The following is a 23084-nucleotide window of genomic DNA, read 5'->3' on the forward strand; positions in this document are numbered from 1 at the left end:
GCCCGTTCGGTCCCGGGGCGGTCAGGGGCGACCACGGGGTGGCCGTGGGGCGTGTCAGCCCAGTGTCACCGGCAGCTCGTACAGGTCGTTCTGCGTGACCACCGGCTTGTTGCGCAGTTCCTCCGCCGGGACCGCCAGGTCCAGCTTCGGGAAGCGCGCGTACAGGGCCGGCAGGGCCACGCCCGCCTCCAGGCGGGACAGGGCCGCGCCGGGGCACACGTGCGGGCCGTGGCCGAAGGAGATGTGCCGGTTGGCGCTCTCGCGGGTGATGTCGAAGACGCCGGCGCTCGGGCCGTGTGCCTGCTCGTCCCGGCCGATCGCGGCGTACGACACGATCAGCGCCTCCCCGGCCGCAAGGACGGTGTCGCCGACCGGTACGTCCTCGGCGGCGAACCGGATCAGCACGTGGGAGGTGGGCGTGGAGTACCGCAGCGTCTCCTCGACCACCGCCGACCAGTCCACCTCGCCGGACAGCACCAGCGCCCGCTGCTCGGGGTGGAGGGAGAGGCCGACCACCGCGTTGACGATGAGCGAGATCGTCGTCTCGTGACCGGCCGCGATCATCAACTGGAGGGTGGAGACGATCTCCTGGTCGGTGAGCCGGTCGCCGTCCTCGGACGCCTGGATCAGCGCGGACGTCAGGTCGTCGCCGGGGTTCTCCCGCTTGCGCGCGACCGTCTCGGCCATGATCTGCGCCAGCTCGGTCAGCGTGGCGATGACCTCCTCGGGCGGGGTCTGCGTCGAGAAGAACTTCTCGAACAGCTCCTTCAGTCGCGGCAGCCGCTCCTCCGCGAGCCCCATCAGGTCGGCGACCACGTACATCGGCAGCGGGTAGGCGAACAGGGCCTTCAGGTCGACCGTTTCGCCCTGCGCCTCGGCCACCTGGTCCAGCAGGCCCTCGGTCAGCTCCGTGATGCGCTCACGCATCCGCTCCACCCGGCGCACGGTGAGCGCCTGGGCGACCAGGGTGCGCAGGCGGCGGTGGTCGGCGCCGTCCACGGTCAGCATGGAGCGGCCCGGGTTGGCCAGTCCGATCAGTGCCCAGTCGGGGGCGATCTCGCCGCGCTGCCAGGCGCCCCAGACGTTGATGTCCTTCACCACGCGGGGGTCGGTGAGCAGCTTCTTGGCCTCGGCGTGGTGCGTGACCGCCCACACCGGCACATCGCCCGGCAGGACCACGCGTGCGAGTGGGCCCGCGGCGCGCAGCGCCGCGCTCTCCGCGTCCAGGTCGGAGACGAACGGGTCCAGGGGGATCGGGTTCCCCTCGGTGCCGGGCGCGGGTATCCCTGTGTCCGTACCAGCCGTCATGTGAGGGAGCCTCCAAGGGCGGGAGTGGGTGTGAAAGTGACCGGAAGTTCAGACATTCCGCGCAGCCACGGCGACGGGCGGCGGGCCAGGGCCGGGGCCGGCACCGCCAGGTCGATGTCCGGCAGGCGGTCCAGGACGACCTCGATACCGGTTCGTGCGATCACCTCGGCGATCTCCTGCGCCGGGAACGGGCAGCGGTGCTCCCCGTGGCCGAAGGAGAAGTGCGCGCTGTTGCCGCCGGTCAGGGCCGAACTGTCGGTCCGCACCTGCGGATCGGAGTTGGCGCCCTGGAGGCCGAGGAGCAGCATGTCTCCGGCGCGGACGCGGCGCCCGCCGAGCTGGGTGTCGCGGGAGGCCCAGCGGCCGGCCACGTTCTGGGTGGGAGTGTCCTCCCACAGCACCTCGTTCATCGCCTCGGCGACGCTGTTGCGGCCGCCGAACAGGGAAGCGGCGAACCGCGTGTCGGTCAGCATCAGGTGCAGGGAGTTGCCGATCCAGTCGGCGGTCGGCTGGTGTCCGGCCGCCATCATCACCATCAGGTCCTGGACGATCTCCTCGTCGGTGAACCCGGAGGTGTCGGCGAGCATCCGTGACGCCACGTCGTCGGCGGGCGCCTTCCTGCGCGCGGTGACCAGTTCGGTCATCGACGTGAACAGGTGGGTCTGGCCGGCCAGCGCCCGCTCCCGCCCGTCGATCATGTCGTTGAGGGCGGTGACGAGCGCAGGCCCCTGCTCGTCGGAGAAGCCGTAGAGCCGGGCCAGCACGCGTACGGGCAGCAGCGTCGCGAACTCGTTGATGATGTCGGCCGCGCCCTGGGGGCAGATGCCGTCGATCAGTTCGTCGGCGAACTTCTCGGCGTAGCCGCGCAGTTCGAACGGGTCCACCGCCTCCAGCGCGTTGACCAGCATCCCGGCCCGCTCGCGGTGCCGCTCGCCGACGGTGTAGAGGATCGACGGCTGCTTGCGGCCGATCATCGGCAGCAGCGGCCAGTCGTCGGGGATGTTCTCCCACTGGTTCCACAGGTCGGAGTCGCGGCTGAACAGCACCGGGTCCCCGGTGATCTGGTGCAGTTCGCGGTAGCCGAGCACCAGCCAGGCCGGTACGTCGCCGTCCAGCAGCACCGGGACCACGCTGCCGTGGTCGCGCCGCAGCTCCCGGTACACCCCTGCCGGGTCGTCCTGGAGCAGGGGGCCGCTGAAGTGGACGGGGTGGGGAGCGGAAGCAGGGCTCACACCAGCTCCTGACGGGAGGCTCGGGCCTGGTCGGCGTAGAGGGTCTGGATGTGCTCCACCAGCGTGATCAGCACCAGCTTGCTGGACTCCCGGGAACGCGCGTCACAGGTGACCAGCGGTACGTGCGGGTCGAGGTCGAGGGCCTCGCGGATCTGTTCCGGCGCGAAGGTGTGGCCGCCGAAGTCGTTGCAGGCCACGATGAACGGCGTGCCGTGCTTCTCCAGCCGGTCGATGGCATACCAGGAGTCGTCGATGCGCCGGGTGTCGACCAGGACGACCGCGCCCAGGGTGCCGGAGAACAGCCGGTCCCACAGGAACCAGAAGCGCTCCTGGCCGGGCGCCCCGAACAGGTACAGCACATTGTGCTCGTCGAGCGAGATGCGGCCGAAGTCGAAGGCCACGGTCGTCGAGGTCTTGCCGCGCACCTTGCTGAGGTCGTCGACGGCCTCGCCGGCCTGGGTCATCGTCTCCTCGGTGTTGAGGGGACGTATCTCGCTCACCGAGCGGACCATCGTCGTCTTGCCGGCGCCGAAGCCGCCCACGACCACGATCTTGAGGCCGTTGTCGGCCGACACGCCCAACGGTGTACGCGTGTCAGAGGTTGCGGAGTCCAACGAGCACCTGCTCCAGGATGTCGGGGTCGGGTACGGCGGCCTTGCGGGGGTGACGGGCGCTGACGCGTCCCGACGCCTGGAGGTCGGAGAGCAGGATGCGGGTGATGCTCACCGGCAGCTTCAGCTCGGCCGCGATCTCCACGACCGCCGTGGGTCGTTCGGTCAGCCGCAGGATCGCGGCGTGCTCGGACTGCATGCCGGGCACCGGATCGCATTCGGCGACGACCAGGGTGACCAGGTCGAAGGGGTTGTCGGAGCCGGACCGGCTGCGTCCACCGGTGACGGTGTAGAGGCGGTCGGGTGCGTCGTCCCTGCCGGGCCTGCTCATGAGAGGCGCGGCGGCGCGGTCAGGTGCTCGCCGAGCTGCTCCACGAGTTCGCTCATGTTGTGCCCGATGAGTCCGGCGTCGGCGTCCTCGCTGGTGACGACGGCCAGGTGCGCGCCCTGGCCGGCCTCCACGATGAACAGCACGCCGCCGTAGAACTCGGTCATCGCCGAGCGGACGCCTCCGCTGCCGTCGCCGAACTCCACGGACGCGCCGTGCGACAGCGACTGGATGCCCGCGGCGATCGCGGCGAGCTGATCGGCCTGGTCGGCGGAGAGTTCGGGGGTGCGGCACAGTTTCAGGCCGTCCCTGGACAGCACGAGCGCGTGCCGCGCGCCCGGGGTGCGCTCCAGCAGGCCCTCTATCAGCCAGGTGAGCTTCTCGTCGGCGGTCGTCGTGCCGGTCATGAGGTGGTGTCGCCTTCCGGTGTTGCGGGGGTGGGGGTGGAGGGGGAGGTGATCGCTTCGGCGTCCCCGTTCGGGGTGCCTGCGGTGCCTGCGGCCGCGTCTGAGGTCGTGTCGGTGGCCGTGTCTGTTGCGGGGTCTGTTGCGGGGTCTGTGGCCGGTTCCGTCGCGGTGGCGCGTACGGCCTGGCGGAAGCTGCTGAAGCGGGCCGTACGGGCCTTCGTCTCCTCGGCGGTGGGCGGAGCCTTGGGCGGGGCGTCGGCACGGCTTGTGCCGTGGGTGCGCTCGGCCTCGGCCAGGGTCCGGCCGCGGCGGCGGCGGGGGAGGTTCGGCGAGGGCGTGTCCGTGCCCCGGCCGGCGGAATCGTGCGTGGGTACCGGGCCGGGGTCGAGATCGTCGGATCCGGCGCGGGACGACGCGTACGAGTGGCTCGTGGTCCTCGGGGCCGGGTTCCGTGGTGCCGGGATCGCACCGGACGGGATGCCGTGGCTCGGCTCCGGGGCTGTGCTGCCGGTCGTGCTCTCGGCTGCGCTCTCGGCCGGGTGGGCCGCCGGTGCGTCGGCCGGTGCGTCGGCCGGGCGGTTGCCGCGACGGCGGGGCAGGGTCGGGCCCGACGACTCGTCCGGTGCCGTCACCGGGGTCTTCCCGGACGTCTGCCCGACCGTCTTCCCGGACGACGCGGTCTCTCCGGACGGCGCGGCCGAAGCGGACGGCGCGGACCGTGCCGGAGCCGCGGGGGGAGCCATCGGTGCGGCCGGGACGGACGAGGAGAGGGCCGGTGCGGTGGCGACGGCGGACGGCGTCCCGGGAGCGTCCGGCGGTACGAGGAGGTCCTGCGGGATGAGCATGAGTACGCCCGTGCCGCCGCGGGCCGAGGGACGGTACGAGACCCGGAGTCCGTACCGTCGGGCCAGCCGGCCCACCACGGCGAGTCCGAGCCGTGTGCCGGTGAGGCCCCCGAGCCCGGTGCTCTCGCCGGAGACCGTCCGCTCGGCGCGCCGCAGCTGGGCCTCGCCCATGACAAGGCCACTGTCCTCGACGGACACGATGACCCCGGCCGGCACTTCCTCGACGTAGACGTGCACTTCGGCGGTCGGCGGCGAGAAGTTGGCCGCGTTGTCGAGGAGTTCGGCGACCGTGTGCATCACGCCCTCGGCGGCGTGCCCGGCGACGGCGATGTCGCTCGCGGAGTGGACGCGGACGCGCTGATAGCCGCTGATCCGGCCCATGGCGCCGCGCAGGATCGACTCCATGCCGATCGGCCGGGCCCAACGACGGCCCGAACGGGCGCCGGTGAGGACGGCGACGGAGTCGGCGAGCCTGCCCGCCTGTGCGGTGCGGTGGTCGAGGTGGAGGAGATCCGCGAGGACCTCCTCGTCGTGATGCTTGTCCTCCATCGCGCGCAGGTCCGCGAGCATGCCGGTGGACAGGGCCTGCATCCGGCCGGCGACGTTGGCGGTCGCGGAAAGCGCCGCGGCGCGGGCGCTGTTGGCCTCGCGCAGCCGGACGGCCAGCCGGGCGTTCTCGTCGATGTGCCGGTCCCGGTCCCCGGCCAGCCGGGCCCGCTCCTCGCTCAGCCGGTCGCGTTCCTGACCGAGCCGGTCGCACTCGTCGGTGTGCTCCTGGACCAACGCGGCGGTGTGGGCGGCGTGTTCCTCGTCGCGTCGGCGCAGTTCCGCGGCGTGCTCGTCGGTGAGCCGGGAGAGCGCGGCGGTGTGCTCGTCGGTGAGCCGGGCGAGCGAGGCCGCGTGGCCGTCCGTGAGGCGGGCGATCTCGGCGGTGTGCTGCTCGGTGAGCCGCGCCCGCTCGGCGGTGTGCTCGTCGGTGAGCCGCGCCCGCTCGACGGTGTGCCCCTGTGTCAACCGTTCGGTGGTGATGAGGTGTTGTTCGCCGAGGCGATCGCGTTCCGCCGCCAGGGACTGAGCGAGGTGGGCCCGCTCCTGGTCCAGCTCGGCCGACAGGCGGGCCCGTTCCCGGGTGAGTTCGCCGGTCAGCCGCTCGTGCTGGCGGCGGGCCTCCTCCGCCTGCCGGGTGCGTTCCTGGATCAGCCGGTCGACGTCCACGTTGGCCGTCTCCAGCCGCCCGCGGAGCGCTCGCGCGGACAGGACGGCGTGGGCGGCCCAGGTGACGGCCGCACACAGCAACAGGGCCGCCACCGTCCCGGTCGCCCCGACGGCGCCGCGTGCGGGTTCCGGCCCCAGCAGCACCGCGGCGACGACCGCGACCACGGCGAGCACCGCGGTGAGCAGGGAGACGGGCAACAGGCTGCGGGGGGCGGGGCGGTCGCCGGGGAGCAGGGGGGAGGTCATCAATCAGGTCCTCGGTCGGTCCTCGGTCGGGTCCGCCTGGGGGTCGTCGTCCATGCGGCGCTCGGGCGGTTCGATGGGGTCGCCGGACCCGGTTCCGGGGTCGCCTTTGGAACGAGGTCCGACAACTGCGCGCAACTCGCGCTCACTATATGAGAGTTTGTGATCAGCTTGGGAAGATTCCAGTTCCGTTTTTCGGGATGCGGGCCAACCCGGAGGGGAACGGATCCCACGGCGGTCCCAGAGCGGGCGCGCGGTGGACGTGTGGCGGTTCCAGCCGGTCCCGCGGTGGGTGTGGCGGTTCCACGGTGGGGCGTGCGGTGGTTCCACGGTGGGGCGTGCGGTGGTTCCAGCCGGTCCTGCGGTGGTCCTGCGGTGGGTGTGGCAGTCCTACGGTGGGGTGTGCAGCGGTCCCAGGGCGGGCGCGCGGCCGTCCTGCGGTGGGCGCGCGGTGGGCGCGCGGTGGTCCCGCGGTGGGTGTGGCGGTTCCGCGGTGGGGCGTGTGGTGGTTCCAGCCGGTCCCGTGGCGGTCCTCCTCGCCGCGGGTGCCGTGCGGGGAGGTGTGCCCTCGTCGGTGCGCCGCCCGTCCCCGAGGCATCCTGAAAGCATGACGGATCTGCGGGAACTGCGGGCAGGGCTGCGCGCGGCCGTGCGCGGCGAGGTGGACTTCGGCACCACCGCGCGGGCGCTGACGACCATGGACGCCTCCAACTACCGCCGAGTGCCGCTCGGCGTGGTGGCTCCCCAGGACGCCGACGACGTGGTGGCAGCGCTGTCGGTCTGCCGGACGTACGGCGTCCCCGTGGTGCCGCGCGGGGGAGGCACGTCGATCGCGGGGCAGGCCACCGGCACCGGTGTGGTGCTCGACTTCACCCGGCACATGAACCGCCTGCTCTCCCTCGACCCTCAGACCCGTACGGCCGTCGTGCAGCCCGGTCTCGTGCTCGACCGGCTCCAGGAAGCCGCCGCCCCGCACGGACTGCGCTTCGGCCCCGACCCCTCCACCCACAGCCGCTGCACCCTCGGCGGCATGATCGGCAACAACTCCTGCGGCTCCCACTCCGTCGCCTGGGGCACCACGGCGGACAGCGTGCGGCACCTGTCGGTCGTCACCCCGCGCGGCGAGCGGCTGCTGCTGGGGCGGGCATGGGCCGGGGCCCCGGCGGGACTGCGGGAGCTGGCCGAGGGCGAACTCGCCCGCCTGCGCACCGGCTTCCCCGAGCTGCCCCGCCGTATCTCCGGATACGCCCTGGACGCCCTGCTGCCCGAGAAGGGCGCCGACGTCGCCCGCTCCTTCTGCGGCTCGGAGGGCACGCTGGGCGTGCTGACGGAGGCGGTGGTCCGGCTCGTCGAGGCGCCCCGCGCGCGGGCGCTCGCCGTGCTGGCCTACGCCGACGAGACCGGGGCCGCCGAGGCGGCGGCCGGACTGCTGGAGTACGGGCCGCTGACCGTGGAGGGGATGGCGGCCGACCTGGTGCCGTCCGCCGCGGACCTCCCGCGCGGGGGAGCCTGGCTGTTCGTGGAGACCGGCGGGGAGACGGAAGGGGAAGCACGCGCGCGTGCGGAGACGATCGTCCGCGCGGCGGACGTCGTGGACGCCCTGGTGGTCACCGACCCGGCCCGGCAGCGGACGCTGTGGCGGATCCGGGAGGACGCGAGCGGCACGGCGACCCGGATGCCGGACGGCACCGAGGCCTGGCCCGGCTGGGAGGACTGCGCGGTACCGCCCGCCCGGCTCGGCGCGTACCTGCGGGACTTCCGGGGCCTGCTGGCCGAGCACGGACTGCGCGGCGCCCCGTACGGGCACTTCGGGGACGGCTGCATCCACGTCCGGATCGACTTCGACCTGCTGACCGGTCCGGGCGTCGCCCGCTTCCGCCGCTTCTCCGAGGAACTGGCCGGCCTGGTCGTGGCGCACGGCGGGTCGCTCTCCGGCGAACACGGCGACGGGCAGGCGCGCGCCGAACTGCTGCCGCGCATGTACGGCCCGGACATGGTGGCCCTCTTCGAGCGGGTGAAGGGCGTCTGGGACCCGGACGACCTGCTCAACCCGGGGATGCTGGTGCGCCCCGCGCCCCTGGACGCGAACCTCCGCTTCTCCGTCCTGCCGAGGGAGCCGGTGGACGTGGCCTTCGGCTACCCGTCCGACGGCGGCGACTTCTCGGCGGCCGTCCGCCGTTGCGTGGGCGTCGCCAAGTGCCGTACGACGTCGGTGTCGGGGCCGGCGGTGATGTGCCCCTCCTTCCGGGCGACGGGCGAGGAGGAGCACTCCACGCGCGGGCGCGCCCGGCTCCTGCACGAGATGCTCGCCGGCGAGCTGGTGACCGACGGCTGGCGCTCCACGGAGGTACGGGACGCCCTGGACCTGTGCCTGTCCTGCAAGGGCTGCCGTTCGGACTGCCCGGTCGGGGTCGACATGGCCACCTACAAGGCGGAGTTCCTCCACCACCACTACGCCGGCCGCCGCCGCCCCGCCGCGCACTACGCGATGGGGTGGCTGCCGGTGTGGCTGGGCTGGGTGGCGCGGACGAGGTCGGCGGGGGTGGTCAACGCCCTGGCCTCGGTGGGTCCGCTCGCCCGGGTGGCGAAGAGGCTGGGCGGGATCGCGGGGGAGCGGGAGATCCCGCGGGTGGCGGGGAGGACGTTCACGCGGTGGTGGCAGGGACGGAGGACCGTCGTGCCCTCCGGTGACGGTGACGGTGCCGGTGCCGGTTCCGGCGCCGGTGACCTGGTGGTCCTGTGGCCGGACACCTTCACCGAGCACCTCTCGCCCTCCGTGGGGCAGGCGGCCGTACGGGTCCTGGAGGCGGCGGGCCTGCGGGTGGCCCTGCCGCCGACGCTGCGACTGGCCGGGCGCCCGGTGGGGGACGGTCGTTCACGGTCGGCGGCACGGCTGCTGACGGCTCGCCGGGGCCGGGTCTGCTGCGGCCTCACGTACCTCTCGACGGGCCAGCTCGACCGCGCCCGCGCGGTGCTGCGCCGCACCCTCGACCTGATGGAACCGGTCCTGGCCACCGACGTCCCGGTCGTCGTCCTCGAACCGAGCTGCGCGGCGGCCCTGCGCACGGACGCGCCGGAGCTGCTGCACGACGATCCCCGCGCGGCACGACTCGCCGCGCGGGTCCGCACCTTCGCGGAGACCCTGGAGCAGTACGCGCCCCACTGGACCCCGCCCGCCCTGAACCGCCCGGCCACCGGCCAGACCCACTGCCACCAGCACGCGGTCCTGGGCGAGGGGTCCGACCGCCGCCTGCGCGAGGCCGCCGGCCTCACCGGTGAACTGTCCGGCGGCTGCTGCGGACTGGCCGGAAACTTCGGCTTCGAGAGGGGCCACTACGAGGTGTCGGCGGCCTGTGCGGAGGAGCAGCTCCTGCCGGCGGTGAGGGAGGCGCCCGAGAACGCGGTGGTCCTGGCCGACGGCTTCTCCTGCCGGACGCAGTTGGAACAACTGGCGGGGGTGCGGGGCAGGCACCTGGCGGAGGTGCTGGCTCAGGCCCTGGGCTGAGAAACCGTGAGCAGCCGCCGCCCTCATGTCCGTGACGCGCTCGGACGAGCCCCGCAGCCTCCGCCCCGGCTCTCCGCCACTCGCGGGGCGCCGGGCAGGGGCGCCGTCAGTCCGGCACACCCCCCGGTCAGGACGCCGCCCGGTTGCGTCACCGCGTTCGCGCCCCCGGGGCCGAGTGCCCGAGCCGGCCCGGCCGCTCCCTGACGCTTCCAGCGATCAGTTGTCGGCCGGGCGCGGCCAACGCGTCAGGCCGCGAGGCTGTCGTCCTCGGCCGGCTCGTCCTGAGCCATCAGGCCGGCCACCCACAACGGCATCAGCCAGTGCACCACGAGGACCGTGATGAGTACCGGTGCCGCGTATGCCGTGGGGGCGTTGCCGTCGGCCGCACCCGCGATCAGCAGGACGACCGCGGTGGCGGCAAGGAGGAGGGTCATCGCCCGGTGGGCACGGGCCTGCACCCGGGCGCGTTCGGCGGACTGGCGTTCGTCCAGTGCTCGTTCGCGCAGTTCGAGCAGGCCACGGGTGGCCGCGTTGATCGCCCCTGTCGCGACCGCCCACGGCAGCAGCAGCACCACCATGACGATGAGGGACCAGATCGGTTCCCCCTCCGCAAGGTAGGAGTAGGCCATGAGCCCGCCGGTGGCCGCGGTCAGCAGCAGGTGTGCGGCGACGACCAGGCGCCGGCGGGCGGCCGTGGCGTACAGCGGCCGGCCCCGGCGGTCGTTCATGAGCCGCAGCATGCCGCGGTCGTAGCGCGTCAGCGGTGTGGTGGTCATGAAGTCTTCCTTCCGTAGATCTCATCCGTGAGCGGCTGAAACGGCTCGAGCGAGAACAGGGCCTCCACCGGCAGCTCGAAGAACCGCGCGATCTTCAATGCCAGGTCGAGGCTCGGGTTGTACTGCCCGCGCTCGATATAGCCGATGGTCTGGTAATGCGCTCCCACCGCTTCGGCCAGGCCCTGCCGTGACACCTTCCGTTCGGCACGAACCACGGCCAATCTATTGTGTACCTGCTCGCTCATGTATAAGAACTACTACATCGTGGGTGAGTGCTGCAACACCGACAACGCTCCGGGGCTGAGAAACCGTGAGCAGCCGCCGCCCTCATGTCCTCGATGGGCTCGGATGAGCGGCTTCGGCGGGTGGGGTGGGACATTTCGTCCGTGCTCCCCACGGCGGAGGCAGGCGAGTGCGGGGGAGGGGATCCGCCCGGCTCCGGCCCCTCTCCCTGTAGGCCGGCCCCTCTCCCTGTCGGGAAGGAGGCCGGGCTCGGAGGGAGTCGGTCCCGCCGGCAGCGTCCTCACCCTTGCGTGCGGCCCTTAGGGCGTGCAGATCGATAACACGCCGATTTCGGTTCTGCGCCTGCGACCTGTACGAGAAGTGGCTGACCTGCGGCGACGTCGCACCGAGCAGGCGCCGAGGCCGGCACTACCGGGGCGTAGACCCGCGTGTTGTTCGGGGCTCTTAGGCGGTGGGCGCGGGCCGAGCGGACGCCGTGGTCTCGTCCGCGGCTCCGGGTCACCCGCCGGGTGCCGTCCGACGTCAGGGGATCCGGGCGGACCAGACGCGGCCGGAGCGGCCCGCGCGCAGGTCGGCTCAGGTGTCCGTGCTGTATGACACGTCGTCATTCTGGCGGGCCCCGCTGGCAGCGCCCCCGCCGCTCCCGGCGGGCTTCGGGGGCGTGGTCGTGGTCAATGCGAGTGCCCCGGTCTCCGTCCCCGGCTCTCCGCCACCCGCAGGACGTCGGTGAGGGCCTCCTAATGTCTCACTGGCAGTGCTTCCCCAGCCCTGTCGGGAGACCGGAGAACCGTCGGCGGGGTGGCGGTCCGCCGGTGCCGGTCTGCCGACGGTCGTCACGGCACGGTCTCGCCCCGTACCAGCGGCCCGCACACCGGCTGGATGCCCTCGGGGAGGTCGTCCGGGCGGCACCAGCGGGCCTCCAGGATCTCGAAGGGGTCGAGGCGCAGCTCGCCGCCCAGCAGGCGGGCCTCGTAGGCCACTTCCAGGCGGGTGCGGAAACCGCTGTTCAACATCACGAGGCGGCCCGCCTCCACGTCGAGGCCGGTCTCCTCCCTGACCTCGCGCACCACGGTCCGCCGGAAGTCCTCACCCTTGTGCGCGAAGCCGCTCGGCAGGCCCCACTGACGGTCCGGTGGCCACATCCGGTGCCGGAGCAGCAGGACCCGCCCCTCGTCGTCGCGCACGACGCCGGTCACACCGACCACGAACTTGGCGTTCAGGAACCACATGACGCGGCTCTGGACGGGGCGCAGAAGTCGCCAGAGACGGGCAAGAAGTCGTCGCACGGGGCCTCGGGGGTAGGAGTGGGGCGGACAAGGGCTTCACCGGTGGGGACGGTACCCGTCCCGGTGCCCGCCCCCCGCCCTCCGACACCTCCGACACCTCCGACGCCTCTGCCAGGACTCCTTTGCCGGAACCTCTCCGTCCGGTGTCACGGACCGCTGCTGGAACTGTGCACGCCTCAGCCGCCGACACCCGGGGAACCGCTGTGGAGTTTCTGACCGACCTGCCTCAACGTCCAAGTTCGATAGACCACTTGAACCAGTTCCACGGGCTTCCCGTCCTGGCCTTCCCGCAGGTGTCCTTCGCCCGCCCCCCCCCGCCGGCCGATCCCGCTTCCGTGGCGTGGCGCCTGCAGTGCGGCCCGTACACCGGGGACGAGGCTTCGGACGACTACCGGAACCGTTTCACCGAGACCGTGCCGCTGGAGGAGGTGCGCGCGCTCGTCATCGGCTCCGCGGGGTACGGATCCGACGGCCGGCCCGCCGACACGGTCGACACGCCTGTCGGGTCGAGCTCCCGGTTGGTCGGTCTGGAAGCGCTGTTCCTCGCCGGGCCCGGACAAGCCCGTGCCGCTCCAGCGCATCCTGCGCTTCGCCCGGGCCCAGGACCGTAATCCCGACGAGGTCGCCGCACGGCTCGGCAGGCTCGGGTACCACCGGCTGTCCGAGGGCCCCCTGGCCGGTTTCGTGGACCGCGAGGCGGCCGTTCTCCTCGGGCCCAGGGGGCGCGCGGTCAGGGCTGCTCACTCGATCCCCGCACGATGATCTTGCCGGTGTTCTCGCCGCGCAGCATTCCCAGGAACGCGTCCACGATGTGCTCGAACCCGTCGACCACCGTCTCGTCGGGGGCGAGCCGGCCGCTCTGCAGATGCGGCACCGCGAACTCGTACAACTCCTCCTGTACGTCACGGTAATTGCTGACCAGGAAGCCCTCCATGCGCAGGCTCTTCTCCACGAGGTCCGCGTAGTCGAAGCGCGGGGGCGGCGCGTCGGGGGTGTTGTACTGGCTGATCGTGCCGATGCGGACGATGCGCCCGAACTCGCGCAGCGCTCCCACCGCCGCGGCCAGTTGCTCGCCGCCGACGTTGTCGACGAACACGTCGACGCCGTCCGGCGCGGCCTCGGCGAGCAGGGCGGCGGCGGGGCCGTCGTGGTAGTCGAAGGCGGCGTCGTAGCCCACCTCCCGCGTGAGGTGGCCGGCCTTCGCCGCCGAGCCCGCGCTGCCCACGAGCCGTCCGGCGCCGAGTAGCCGGGCGAACCGCCCGGTCGCCGTGCCGACCCCGCCCGCCGCGGCCGACACGAACAGGTCCTCGCCCTTCTGGAGCCGGGCGATCCGGGTCAGCCCCACATAGGCGGTCAGGCCGGTGCCGCCGAGGACGCTCAAGTACGCGGTCAGGGGCACTCCCTCGAAGCGGGGCAGTCGCCGGACTTCCTCGGGCGTCACTACCGCGTGTGTGCGCCAGCCCTGCCGGTGGAGCACGATCTCGCCCTCGGTCAGCCGCGGCGTGCGCGAGGCGACGACCCGCCCGATGGTGCGGCCCTCCAGCGGTGCGCCGAGTGCGAAGCCGCCGGGCACGTCGTCCATCATCTCGCGGTGGTAGGGGTCGACGGACCAGTAGAGGTTCTCCACGAGCGCGCTGCCCGGCACGGGGCCGGGGAGTGTGGACTCGACGAAGGTGAAGTGCCCGGCGGTGGGAAAACCGTGGGGGCGGGCGGTCTGGCGCACGGTGAGCGCGGTCTCGTTCATGGTCCGGAACCGTAGGGTGGGAACGCGCCTTCGGGGCACCCCGTCGGGCTCATGTGACACGCCGTTCCATGAACAGTTCTCATACGTCGAGGTGAGCGTCCTGTGGCCCGTACGGCCGACTCCGATCTCGCCCCGCACGAGCTGCGCGTCGTGGTGGCGGTCGCGGACGCCGGCGGCTTCTCTGCCGCGGCCGGCGCACTCGGTCTGACCCAGTCCGCGGTCTCCCACTCGGTGCGCGGCAGCGAGCGCAAGATCGGTGCTGTCCTCTTCGAACGAGGCCGCACCGGCGCCCGCCCCACCCCCGCGGGAGAGAAGGCCGTCGCGTACGCCCGCCGCGTGCTCCGTCTGCTGGACGTCCTGACCGCCGAGGCGCGCGGCGCGGCGCGGCCCGGCCCGGCGGAGGGGCCGCTGCGGATCGCGGCCTTCCGCAGCGCGGCTCTCCACCTGCTGCCGCCCGTCCTGCAGCGGCTGCGCGCCCGGCATCCCGGGATCGAGCCACGGGTGCGGATCGTACGCGAGGTGGGGCGCGGTACCGCGGGCGAAGTGGCCGACGGGAAAGCCGACATGGGCATCGCCACGCTGGGCGGCTCCGTGCCGCTTCCCCCGGGGCTGGTCGCCGGCGGACTCCTGGAGGAGCCGTATGCCCTGGTGCACGCGGCGGGCCACGCCGACCCGCGCTCGCTGCCGCTGGTCGACTGGGCCGAGAACTGCGGCTCGTACACCCGCGACTGGTGGGCCGCGCAGGACTGGATCCCGATGGCGACCGTCGAGGCCGAGGACGACGGAGCGGTGCTCTCCTTGGTGGGCGGAGGCCACGGAATGGCGATCATGCCCGCGCTCTCCTTGGTCGGAGCGCCGGACTCGGTCGAGATCACCGATCTCGGACCCGGGCGTCCGACCCGCCGGGTCGGCTATGTCACCACCACCGAACTGGCCGGGTCCGCCGTCGTGCGCGCCTTGGTGAGGGAGTTGCGGAACCGGAGAACGACGGATGCCCCGGAGGTGCTCGGTCCGCATGACGGATGAAGTTGACCCGGGCGGGGCGAGGGACTCATCGTCAGGTACGTAGAAGCGTCACGGTGCTGACCGAGGTCATACCCTGGAGCGGAAAGTCCACCATGATGCACCGTTGCCAAGGGGCCCTCCGCTCCCTGCACCCAGCTTGAGGAAGGCGCCGTGACGACGTCCAGTGCTGCCAGCCCGTCCACCTCGGCCGCCGTACCCGGGGCGGCTCCCGGACATGCGCCGGAGGCGCCGGGCGCCCCGCGCGGGCGCGGCTCCCTGGGACCGGTGGGCCTGGTGCTCGCCGGGGGGATCTCCGTGCAGTTCGGCGGCGCCCTCGCGGTGACGCTGATGCCGCGGGCCGGTGCGCTCGGGGTCGTGACGCTGCGGCTGCTGGTGGCCGCGATCGTGCTGTTGGTGGTGTGTCGGCCCCGGCTGCGCGGGCACTCGCGCGCCGACTGGACCACGGTGATCGTCTTCGGGATCGCGATGGCCGGGATGAACGGCCTCTTCTACCAGTCCGTCGCCCGCATCCCCCTTGGTACAGCGGTCACCCTGGAGGTCCTCGGCCCGCTCGCCCTCTCCGTCCTGGCCTCCCGGCGCGCGATCAACTTCGTCTGGGCCGGACTCGCCCTCGCCGGTGTCTTCCTGCTCGGTGGCGGCGGCTTCGGCAGCCTCGATCCCCTGGGTGTCGTCTTCGCCCTGGGAGCGGGAGTCATGTGGGCGGCCTACATCATCTTCAGCGCGCGAACGGGCCGCCGCTTCCCACAGGCCGACGGGCTCGCCCTCGCCATGGCGGTGGCGGCGCTGCTGTTCCTGCCGCTGGGCATCGCCGAGTCCGGTGCGAAGCTCGTCGAGCCGACGACCCTCGCCCTGGGCGCGGCGGTCGCGGTGCTCTCCTCCGTCCTCCCGTACACCCTGGAACTCATCGCCCTGCGCCGGCTGCCCGCCTCCACCTTCGCCATCCTGATGAGCCTGGAACCGGCCATCGCCGCAGCCGCCGGCTTCCTCATCCTCAGCCAGACCCTCACCCTCACCGAGTCCGCCGCCATCGCCCTGGTCATCGCGGCGAGCATGGGGGCGGTACGGACGCAGGTGGGGCGGGAGCGCGTGAAGGTGCCGGGGGGCGAGTCCTGACGGTTACGGCGACGGGGTGGGGCGAGGCGGTACTAGAGTCCCTTTCGTGGTCTCGAACCAGCAGTCAGTCGCCCCCGACGGGGGACTGGTCCGTCCGCCGAGGACACGAAGGGAACAGCAGCATGAGCGTGCAGCACACCGAGACCGTCGGTGACCGACCGCTGATTCCCCGTCCCGAGCGGACGCCGGGCGCCCTTCGGGCCGCCTGCGCGGTCGTCGCGCCCGATCTCCTGGCGGCCTACGACCAGGCGAAGGACCAAGCACTCGCCGAGGCGGTGGAGCACGGGTCGCTCAAGCCGGTCCACGCCTACCTCAGCCACTGGGCTGCCCTGATCGAAATAGAGCGCCATCCGGCCACCGCGAAGGAATACCGCCGCGCCGAGTACCTGGCCAGGATCGCGACCACGGCGGACGAGGCACGTGGACACCTGATCACGGCGAGTTCCCTCTACCGCGAGGCCGCCAAAACGGTGTGCCCGGAGTGACCTGGGGCTGGGAGTACATACCCGACGAGGAGACCGTGGCGTCGGGAGCTCCGGCGGCATTCCTCGACGAGGTGGCGAAGACGGCCGACGAACTCGTCAGGGCTGCGGAAGCGCTTCACCTCCACGGCCCCGCGTACGAGGGGACCGACGAAGGGGCGAAGCACGCGTTCGTCGCCGGAGGTTTCTTCGTCTACATGGTCACGCCACGCTCGGAACGCGTCACCGTCTGGCAGGTCGCGCCCGATCCGCTTCCCTGACGGCTGGGCGGAAGAAGCCCAGCCGGCGGCTGTGCGCGGCCGGTGGCGTCGAACTCCCGGTGTCCGATCGGGGCCCGGACGACACGGCGGCCTTGCCGGGCATGGGCGGCGGATAAATTCATGCAAGCATGCTTGCTTGTTTCTGGCGCCGCTGCCATGCTCCAGGAATTCGCGCCGCACACTGCCGTGCCCGTGCCCCGAGGGGAGCGCACCGTGCCCGATCCGATGTCCGTGATCGACGATCTGCGTGAGGAGAGCGAGGAGGTCGACCGGCTCGTGGCCGGGCTCGGGCCCGAGGCGTGGGGGCTTGCGACGCCCGCCGCCGGGTGGAGCGTCGCCCACCAGATCGCCCACCTCGCCTGGACCGACCGTTCGGCACTGCTCGCCGTCACCGACGCGGACGGGTTCCAGAAGCTGGTCGAGCAGGCGTTCGCCGCCCCGCACACCTTCGTCGACGAGGGCGCCGAGGAGTACGCGCGGCTCGCGCCCGCCGACCTGCTCGCGCGGTGGCGCGAGGGGCGGGCGGCGCTGGAGAAGGGGCTGCGCTCCGCGCCCCCCGGCACGCGCTTCCCCTGGTACGGGCCGCCCATGTCGGCGGCCTCCATGGCGACGGCCCGGCTCATGGAGACCTGGGCCCACGGGCTCGACCTCGCGGACACGATCGGTGTGGTGCGGCCACCCACCGACCGGCTGAGGCATGTGGCCTGGCTCGGGGTGAGGACCCGGGACTTCGCCTACGGAGCGAACGGGCTGACTCCGCCCGCCGACCCCTTCCGCGTCGAACTCGTCGCGCCGGGGGGTGAGCTGTGGGGTTACGGTCCCGTGGATGCCCCGCAGCGCGTCAGCGGGCCCGCGCTCGACTTCTGCCTCCTGGTCACCCAGCGCGCCCACCGCGCCGATCTCGCCCTCACCGCCGAGGGGCCCGATGCCGACCGCTGGCTCGACATCGCCCAGGCCTTCGCCGGGCCGCCCGGGGGCGGACGCCCCCCGAAGGAAGAGAGCACGGAGGGCGAGGGGAACACCCCGTGACGGCGGACCTGCGCATCGGCAACGCCTCCGGCTTCTACGGGGACCGCTTCGACGCCCTGCGCGAGATGCTCGCCGGCGGTGAGCTCGACGTCCTCACCGGCGACTACCTCGCCGAGCTGACCATGCTCATCCTCGCCCGCGACCGGCTGGGGGACCCCTCCGCCGGGTACGCCCGCACCTTCCTGCGGCAACTGGAGGAGTGCCTCGGCCTCGCCCACGAGCGGGGGGTGAAGATCGTCGCCAACGCCGGCGGACTCAACCCGGCGGGGCTCGCCGGTGCCGTACGGGAGCTGGCCGGGCGACTCGGCATCCCGGTGCGGGTCGCGCACGTCGAGGGCGACGACCTCACCGCCCGGCATCCGGGCAGCCTCGCCGCGCACGCCTACCTCGGCGGCTTCGGCATCGCGGCCTGCCTGCGCGAGGGCGCCGACGTCGTCGTGACCGGGCGGGTCACCGACGCCGCCCTGGTCACCGGCCCGGCCGCCGCGCACTTCGGGTGGGCGCCGGCCGATCACGACCGGCTCGCGGGGGCCGTCGTCGCCGGGCACGTGCTGGAGTGCGGGACCCAGGCCACCGGTGGCAACTACGCCTTCTTCGGCGAGCGGCCCCCCGGCGACCTCCTGCGGCCCGGCTTCCCGCTCGCCGAGCTGCGCGAGGACGGCAGCAGCGTCATCACCAAGCACCCCGGCACCGGCGGCTTCGTCGACGTCGGCACCGTCACCGCACAGCTGCTCTACGAGACCGGCGGCGCCCGGTACGCCGGGCCGGACGTCACCGCCCGGCTCGACACCGTACGGCTCACCCGGGACGGGCCCGACCGGGTACGGATCGACGGGGTGCGCGGAGAGGCGCCGCCGCCCACGCTCAAAATCGGACGGAGCCGGCTCGGTGGATTCCGCAACGAGGTCGTGTTCGTCCTCACCGGCCTCGACGTCGAGGCCAAGGCGGACCTCGTGAAGGAGCAGATGGCCGGCGCGCTCGCCAAGTCGCCGCCCGCCGAGACGCGCTGGGAACTCGTCCGCACCGACCGGCCCGACGCGGACACGGAGGAGACCGCGAGCGCGCTGCTGCGGCTCGTCGTGCGGGACCCGGGGCAGGAGGCGGTCGGACGGGCGGTGAGCGGGGCCGCCATCGAGCTGGCGCTGGCCAGTTACCCCGGATTCCATGTGCTGGCGCCACCGGGGAAGGGCGCCCCCTACGGGGTCTTCGAGGATGTGTATGTCCCCCATGGGGCCGTCGACCATGTGGCCGTCCTCCACGACGGCCGCCGCATCCCGGTGGGCCCGCCCCACGACACCGCCGTCCTCGCGGACGTGCCGGAGCCGGAGCCGCCCGAGCCCCTGGCACCCGGCCCGGCCCGACGCGCCCCCCTCGGCCTGATCGCCGGTGCCCGCAGCGGGGACAAGGGCGGGAACGCCAACGTCGGGGTGTGGGCGCGGGGCGACGACGCCTGGCGGTGGCTCGCGCACGAGCTGACCGTCGAGCGGTTGCGCGAGCTGATCCCCGAGGCCGCCGACCTGCCCGTCACCCGGCACGTACTGCCCCGCCTGCGCGCCCTGAACTTCGTCGTCGAGGGCATCCTCGGCGAGGGCGTCGCCGCGCAGGCCCGTTTCGACCCGCAGGCCAAAGCGCTCGGCGAATGGCTGCGCTCCCGCCACCTGGACATCCCGGAGGCCCTCCTGTGACCGTCCTCGCATCCGCCCTGGACACGGCGGGCCCCGACTACCGGGCCCACCGCGAGGCCATGCTCGGCAAGCTCGCCGCACTCGACACCGAACACGCCAAGGCCCTCGCGGGCGGCGGCGAGAAGTACGTCGAGCGGCACCGGGGACGCGGCAAGCTGCTCGCCCGCGAACGCATCGAGCTGCTCCTCGACCCCGACACCCCCTTCCTGGAGCTGTCCCCGCTGGCCGCCTGGGGCAGCGAGTACACGACCGGCGCCTCCCTGGTCACCGGCATCGGTGTCGTCGAGGGCGTCGAGTGTCTGATCACCGCCAACGACCCGACCGTGCGCGGCGGCGCCAGCAACCCCTGGAGCCTGAAGAAGGCCCTGCGCGCCAACGACATCGCGCTCGCCAACCGGCTGCCCGTGATCAGCCTGGTGGAGTCCGGCGGCGCCGACCTGCCCTCGCAGAAGGAGATCTTCATCCCCGGCGGGGCGATCTTCCGGGACCTGACCCGGCTGTCGGCGGCCGGCATCCCGACCGTCGCCGTGGTCTTCGGCAACTCCACCGCGGGCGGCGCGTACATCCCCGGCATGTCCGACCACGTGATCATGGTCAAGGAGCGGGCGAAGGTGTTCCTCGGCGGTCCGCCGCTGGTGAGGATGGCCACCGGGGAGGAGAGCGACGACGAGTCCCTCGGCGGCGCCGACATGCACGCGCGCACGTCCGGCCTCGCCGACCACTTCGCCGTCGACGAACCGGACGCCCTGCGCCAGGCCCGGCGGATCGTGGCCCGCCTCAACCACCGCAAGGCGTACCCCGACCCGGGGCCGGCCGAGCCGCCCGCCTACGACCGGGACGAGCTCCTGGGCATCGTCCCCGGCGACCTGAGGATCCCCTTCGACCCGCGCGAGGTGATCGCCCGGATCGTCGACGGCTCCGACTTCGACGAGTTCAAACCGCTCTACGGGACCAGCCTGACCACCGGCTGGGCCGCCCTGCACGGCTATCCGGTCGGCATCCTCGCGAACGCCCAAGGGGTGCTGTTCAGCGAGGAGTCGCAGAAGGCCGCCCAGTTCGTCCAGCTCGCCAACCAGCGCGACATCCCGCTGCTCTTCCTGCACAACACCACCGGCTACATGGTCGGCAAGGAGTACGAACAGGGCGGCATCATCAAGCACGGCGCGATGATGATCAACGCGGTCGGCAACTCGAAGGTCCCCCATCTGTCGGTCCTCATGGGCGCCTCGTACGGCGCCGGGCACTACGGCATGTGCGGGCGGGCGTACGACCCGCGGTTCCTGTTCGCCTGGCCCGGCGCCAAGTCCGCCGTCATGGGCCCGCAGCAGCTCGCCGGGGTGCTGTCCATCGTCGCCCGGCAGTCGGCGGCGGCGAAGGGCCGGCCCTACGACGACGAGGCGGACGCGGCGCTGCGCGCCCTGGTCGAGCAGCAGATCGAGTCCGAGTCGCTGCCCATGTTCCTGTCCGGGCGGCTGTACGACGACGGCGTCATCGACCCGCGCGACACCCGCACCGTCCTCGGCCTGTGCCTGTCGGCCGTCCACACGGCGCCCTACGAGGGCGTGCGCGGTGGCTTCGGCGTCTTCCGGATGTGAGGGGATCATGGTGATCAGTACTGTCCTCGTCGCCAATCGGGGCGAGATCGCCTGCCGGATCGCACGCACCTGCGGCGACCTGGGCATCCGGACGGTGGCCGTGCACTCGGACGCCGACGGGAACGCGCTCCACGCGCGCGTGGCGGACGCGTCCGTACGCCTCCCGGGGGCGGCGCCCGCCGACACGTACCTGCGCGGCGACCTCGTCGTGAAGGCCGCGCTCGCGGCCGGCGCGGACGCCGTGCACCCCGGCTACGGCTTCCTCTCCGAGAACGCCGACTTCGCGCGCGCCGTCCAGGACGCCGGCCTGGTGTGGATCGGGCCGCCCCCGGAGGCGATCGAGGCGATGGCGTCCAAGACACGCGCCAAGGAACTCATGGGCATCGCACCCCTGCGCGAGGTCACCGAGGCCGACCTGCCGGTGCTGGTGAAGGCGGCCGCGGGCGGCGGCGGGCGCGGGATGCGCGTCGTGCGCAAGCTCGCCGACCTGGACGCCGAACTGGCCGCCGCGCGGGCGGAGGCCGCGAGCGCCTTCGGCGACGGCGAGGTGTTCGTCGAGCCCTACCTCGGAGGCGACGCGGGCGGACGCCATGTCGAGGTGCAGGTCCTGGCCGACACGCACGGCACGGTGTGGGCGCTCGGCACCCGGGACTGCTCCCTCCAGCGCCGCCACCAGAAGGTCATCGAGGAGTCCCCGGCCCCCGGACTGACCGGGGAACTCACCGCCGAGCTCCACGCGCTCGCCGTGCGCGCCGCCCGCGCGGTCGGCTACACCGGCGCCGGAACCGTCGAGTTCCTCGTCGCCGGGGGCCGGGCGCACTTCCTGGAGATGAACACCCGGCTGCAGGTGGAACACCCGGTCACGGAGGCCGTGTTCGGCCTCGACCTGGTCGCCGAACAGATCCGCGTCGCCGAGGGCCACCGGCTCGACGGCGCCCCGCCCTCCGCGCGCGGACACGCCGTGGAGGCCCGCCTGTACGCGGAGGACCCCGCCCACGACTGGGCGCCGCAGACCGGCCGTCTGCACCGCCTCGCCGTCCCCGACGGGGTCCGCCTGGACACCGGGTTCGCCGACGGCGACGACATCGGCGTCCACTACGACCCGATGATCGCCAAGGTCGTCGCCCACGCGCCCACCCGCGCGGAGGCGGTCCGGAAACTGGCGTCCGCCCTGGAGCGGGCGACGCTCCACGGTCCCGTCACCAACCGGGACCTGCTCGTCCGCTCCCTGCGGCACCCGGAGTTCGCGGAAGGCCGCATGGACACCGGCTTCTACGACCGCCACCTGACCGGGCTGACCGAGCCGGCCCCCGACCCGTACGCCCCGCTCGCCGCCGCCCTCGCCGACGCCCACGGACGCTCCCGGTTCGGCGGCTGGCGCAACCTGCCCTCGCAGCCGCAGGTCAAGCGGTACGCCATGGCCGGCGAGGAGCACGAGGCGCGCTACCGGCACACACGGGACGGGCTCGCCGCCGACACGGCCGGTGGGGCCGGCGGGGCCGGCGGGGTCCAGGTGGTGCACGCCGGGGCCGGGCTCGTCGTCCTCGACGTGGACGGCGTCCGGCGCCGGTTCGAGGTCGCCCGGCACGGCGACCGGGTGTGGGTCAACGGCACCGCCCTCACCGCCCTGCCCCGCTTCCCCGACCCCACCGCCCAGCTCGCGCCGGGCTCCCTGCTGGCCCCGATGCCGGGCACGGTCGTACGGATCGCGGAAGGACTGGCCGCGGGCGCCTCCGTACAGGCCGGAGAGCCCCTGCTCTGGCTGGAGGCGATGAAGATGCAGCACAGGATCTCCGCCCCGGTCACCGGAACACTGACCGCCCTGCACGCGACCGAGGGGCAGCAGGTGGAGGTCGACGCCCTCCTGGCCGTCGTGGACCCCGCCCGGCCCTCCGCCGGGGACCCACCCTCCGCCTGAGACTCCGCAGCGGGTGGAGCTTCGTCCGAGATTCCGCTGCGGGTGTGGCCTTCGTCCGAGATCCCGTAGTGGGTGGAGCTTCGTCCGAGATCCCGCTGTGGGTGTGGCCTTCGTCCGAGATCCCGTAGTGGGTGGAGCTTCGTCCGAGATCCCGCTGCGGGTACGACCTCCGTCCGAGACTCCGCAGCGGGTGGAGCTTCACCCGAGATCCCGCTGCGGGCACAGCTTCCACC

Annotated in this window: 20 protein-coding genes; 10 read left to right on the forward strand and 10 right to left on the reverse strand. The window is 73.0% G+C overall.

The genetic code is table 11. The features are described from left to right. Nucleotides 1–54 precede the first annotated feature (54 nt). The 6 genes from ACFP2V_RS06465 to ACFP2V_RS06490 are packed head-to-tail and all read right to left on the reverse strand — an operon-like array spanning nucleotide 55 to nucleotide 6192. Nucleotides 55–1308, reverse strand: a complete 1254-nt coding sequence (locus ACFP2V_RS06465; protein ID WP_381206758.1) for a cytochrome P450 family protein — start codon at nucleotides 1306–1308, stop codon at nucleotides 55–57. Next, a complete protein-coding gene (locus tag ACFP2V_RS06470; RefSeq protein WP_381206761.1) occupies nucleotides 1305–2540 on the reverse strand; it encodes a cytochrome P450 in 1236 nt (411 codons plus the stop codon). The genes ACFP2V_RS06465 and ACFP2V_RS06470 overlap by 4 nt, the downstream gene beginning before the upstream one ends. After that, complete coding sequence (locus ACFP2V_RS06475) at nucleotides 2537–3154, reverse strand: GTP-binding protein (RefSeq protein ID WP_381206764.1); 618 nt, start codon at nucleotides 3152–3154, stop codon at nucleotides 2537–2539. Before ACFP2V_RS06475 ends, ACFP2V_RS06470 begins: the two co-directional genes overlap by 4 nt. Continuing rightward, nucleotides 3135–3482 carry a DUF742 domain-containing protein gene (locus ACFP2V_RS06480; protein WP_381206767.1) on the reverse strand — a complete coding sequence of 116 codons (348 nt, stop codon included), beginning with the start codon at nucleotides 3480–3482 and terminating at the stop codon, nucleotides 3135–3137. Before ACFP2V_RS06480 ends, ACFP2V_RS06475 begins: the two co-directional genes overlap by 20 nt. Then, entirely contained in the window at nucleotides 3479–3886 is a 408-nt protein-coding gene (locus tag ACFP2V_RS06485; RefSeq protein WP_381206770.1) for a roadblock/LC7 domain-containing protein, read from the reverse strand. The genes ACFP2V_RS06480 and ACFP2V_RS06485 overlap by 4 nt, the downstream gene beginning before the upstream one ends. Beyond that, nucleotides 3883–6192 (reverse strand): ATP-binding protein, encoded by a 2310-nt coding sequence (locus ACFP2V_RS06490; protein ID WP_381206773.1) that lies wholly within the window; start codon nucleotides 6190–6192, stop codon nucleotides 3883–3885. The genes ACFP2V_RS06485 and ACFP2V_RS06490 overlap by 4 nt, the downstream gene beginning before the upstream one ends. Nucleotides 6193–6796: 604 nt before the next feature. Between ACFP2V_RS06490 and ACFP2V_RS06495 the strand changes: the two genes are divergently transcribed. Beyond that, nucleotides 6797–9694, forward strand: a complete 2898-nt coding sequence (locus tag ACFP2V_RS06495; RefSeq protein WP_381206776.1) for an FAD-binding and (Fe-S)-binding domain-containing protein — start codon at nucleotides 6797–6799, stop codon at nucleotides 9692–9694. A 245-nt stretch (nucleotides 9695–9939) separates the two neighbouring features. On the opposite strand, the gene ACFP2V_RS06500 is transcribed toward ACFP2V_RS06495, so the two are convergent. From ACFP2V_RS06500 to ACFP2V_RS06510, 3 genes are all read right to left on the reverse strand, one after another. Continuing rightward, nucleotides 9940–10470, reverse strand: a complete 531-nt coding sequence (locus ACFP2V_RS06500; protein ID WP_381206778.1) for a hypothetical protein — start codon at nucleotides 10468–10470, stop codon at nucleotides 9940–9942. After that, nucleotides 10467–10715 (reverse strand): helix-turn-helix transcriptional regulator, encoded by a 249-nt coding sequence (locus ACFP2V_RS06505; protein WP_326753348.1) that lies wholly within the window; start codon nucleotides 10713–10715, stop codon nucleotides 10467–10469. Before ACFP2V_RS06505 ends, ACFP2V_RS06500 begins: the two co-directional genes overlap by 4 nt. A gap of 831 nt (nucleotides 10716–11546) precedes the next feature. Further along, nucleotides 11547–11999: an NUDIX hydrolase gene (locus ACFP2V_RS06510; RefSeq protein ID WP_381206782.1), complete on the reverse strand. Its 453-nt coding sequence runs from the start codon at nucleotides 11997–11999 to the stop codon at nucleotides 11547–11549. Between the two features lie 498 nt (nucleotides 12000–12497). On the opposite strand from ACFP2V_RS06510, the gene ACFP2V_RS06515 reads away from it, so the two are divergent. Next, nucleotides 12498–12761: a wHTH domain-containing protein gene (locus tag ACFP2V_RS06515; protein ID WP_461089560.1), complete on the forward strand. Its 264-nt coding sequence runs from the start codon at nucleotides 12498–12500 to the stop codon at nucleotides 12759–12761. Here ACFP2V_RS06515 and ACFP2V_RS06520 read toward each other — a convergent pair. After that, the gene (locus tag ACFP2V_RS06520; RefSeq protein ID WP_381206788.1) at nucleotides 12730–13743 is read right to left on the reverse strand and encodes an NADP-dependent oxidoreductase; all 1014 of its coding nucleotides are present in this window, start codon (nucleotides 13741–13743) and stop codon (nucleotides 12730–12732) included. The genes ACFP2V_RS06515 and ACFP2V_RS06520 overlap by 32 nt on opposite strands. A 102-nt stretch (nucleotides 13744–13845) precedes the next feature. Between ACFP2V_RS06520 and ACFP2V_RS06525 the strand changes: the two genes are divergently transcribed. The 8 genes from ACFP2V_RS06525 to ACFP2V_RS06560 all read left to right on the forward strand — a co-directional run bounded on the left by ACFP2V_RS06525 (nucleotide 13846) and on the right by ACFP2V_RS06560 (nucleotide 22851). Next, nucleotides 13846–14769, forward strand: a complete 924-nt coding sequence (locus ACFP2V_RS06525) for a LysR family transcriptional regulator (protein WP_381206790.1) — start codon at nucleotides 13846–13848, stop codon at nucleotides 14767–14769. 150 nt (nucleotides 14770–14919) lie between these two features. After that, nucleotides 14920–15882, forward strand: a complete 963-nt coding sequence (locus ACFP2V_RS06530) for an EamA family transporter (RefSeq protein ID WP_381206793.1) — start codon at nucleotides 14920–14922, stop codon at nucleotides 15880–15882. Between the two features lie 122 nt (nucleotides 15883–16004). Then, complete coding sequence (locus ACFP2V_RS06535; RefSeq protein ID WP_381206796.1) at nucleotides 16005–16367, forward strand: DUF6247 family protein; 363 nt, start codon at nucleotides 16005–16007, stop codon at nucleotides 16365–16367. Beyond that, entirely contained in the window at nucleotides 16355–16624 is a 270-nt protein-coding gene (locus ACFP2V_RS06540; protein WP_381206799.1) for a hypothetical protein, read from the forward strand. Before ACFP2V_RS06535 ends, ACFP2V_RS06540 begins: the two co-directional genes overlap by 13 nt. A gap of 213 nt (nucleotides 16625–16837) precedes the next feature. Continuing rightward, complete coding sequence (locus ACFP2V_RS06545) at nucleotides 16838–17653, forward strand: TIGR03084 family metal-binding protein (protein ID WP_381206802.1); 816 nt, start codon at nucleotides 16838–16840, stop codon at nucleotides 17651–17653. After that, nucleotides 17650–19338, forward strand: a complete 1689-nt coding sequence (locus tag ACFP2V_RS06550; RefSeq protein ID WP_381206805.1) for an acyclic terpene utilization AtuA family protein — start codon at nucleotides 17650–17652, stop codon at nucleotides 19336–19338. Before ACFP2V_RS06545 ends, ACFP2V_RS06550 begins: the two co-directional genes overlap by 4 nt. Further along, nucleotides 19335–20933 (forward strand): acyl-CoA carboxylase subunit beta, encoded by a 1599-nt coding sequence (locus ACFP2V_RS06555; protein ID WP_381206807.1) that lies wholly within the window; start codon nucleotides 19335–19337, stop codon nucleotides 20931–20933. Before ACFP2V_RS06550 ends, ACFP2V_RS06555 begins: the two co-directional genes overlap by 4 nt. A 10-nt stretch (nucleotides 20934–20943) precedes the next feature. Next, nucleotides 20944–22851, forward strand: a complete 1908-nt coding sequence (locus ACFP2V_RS06560) for an acetyl/propionyl/methylcrotonyl-CoA carboxylase subunit alpha (RefSeq protein ID WP_381207537.1) — start codon at nucleotides 20944–20946, stop codon at nucleotides 22849–22851. The last annotated feature ends 233 nt before the right edge of the window (nucleotides 22852–23084 follow it).

Origin of the sequence: Streptomyces incanus (assembly GCF_042656345.1) — a bacterium.
GTDB lineage: Bacteria > Actinomycetota > Actinomycetes > Streptomycetales > Streptomycetaceae > Streptomyces > Streptomyces incanus.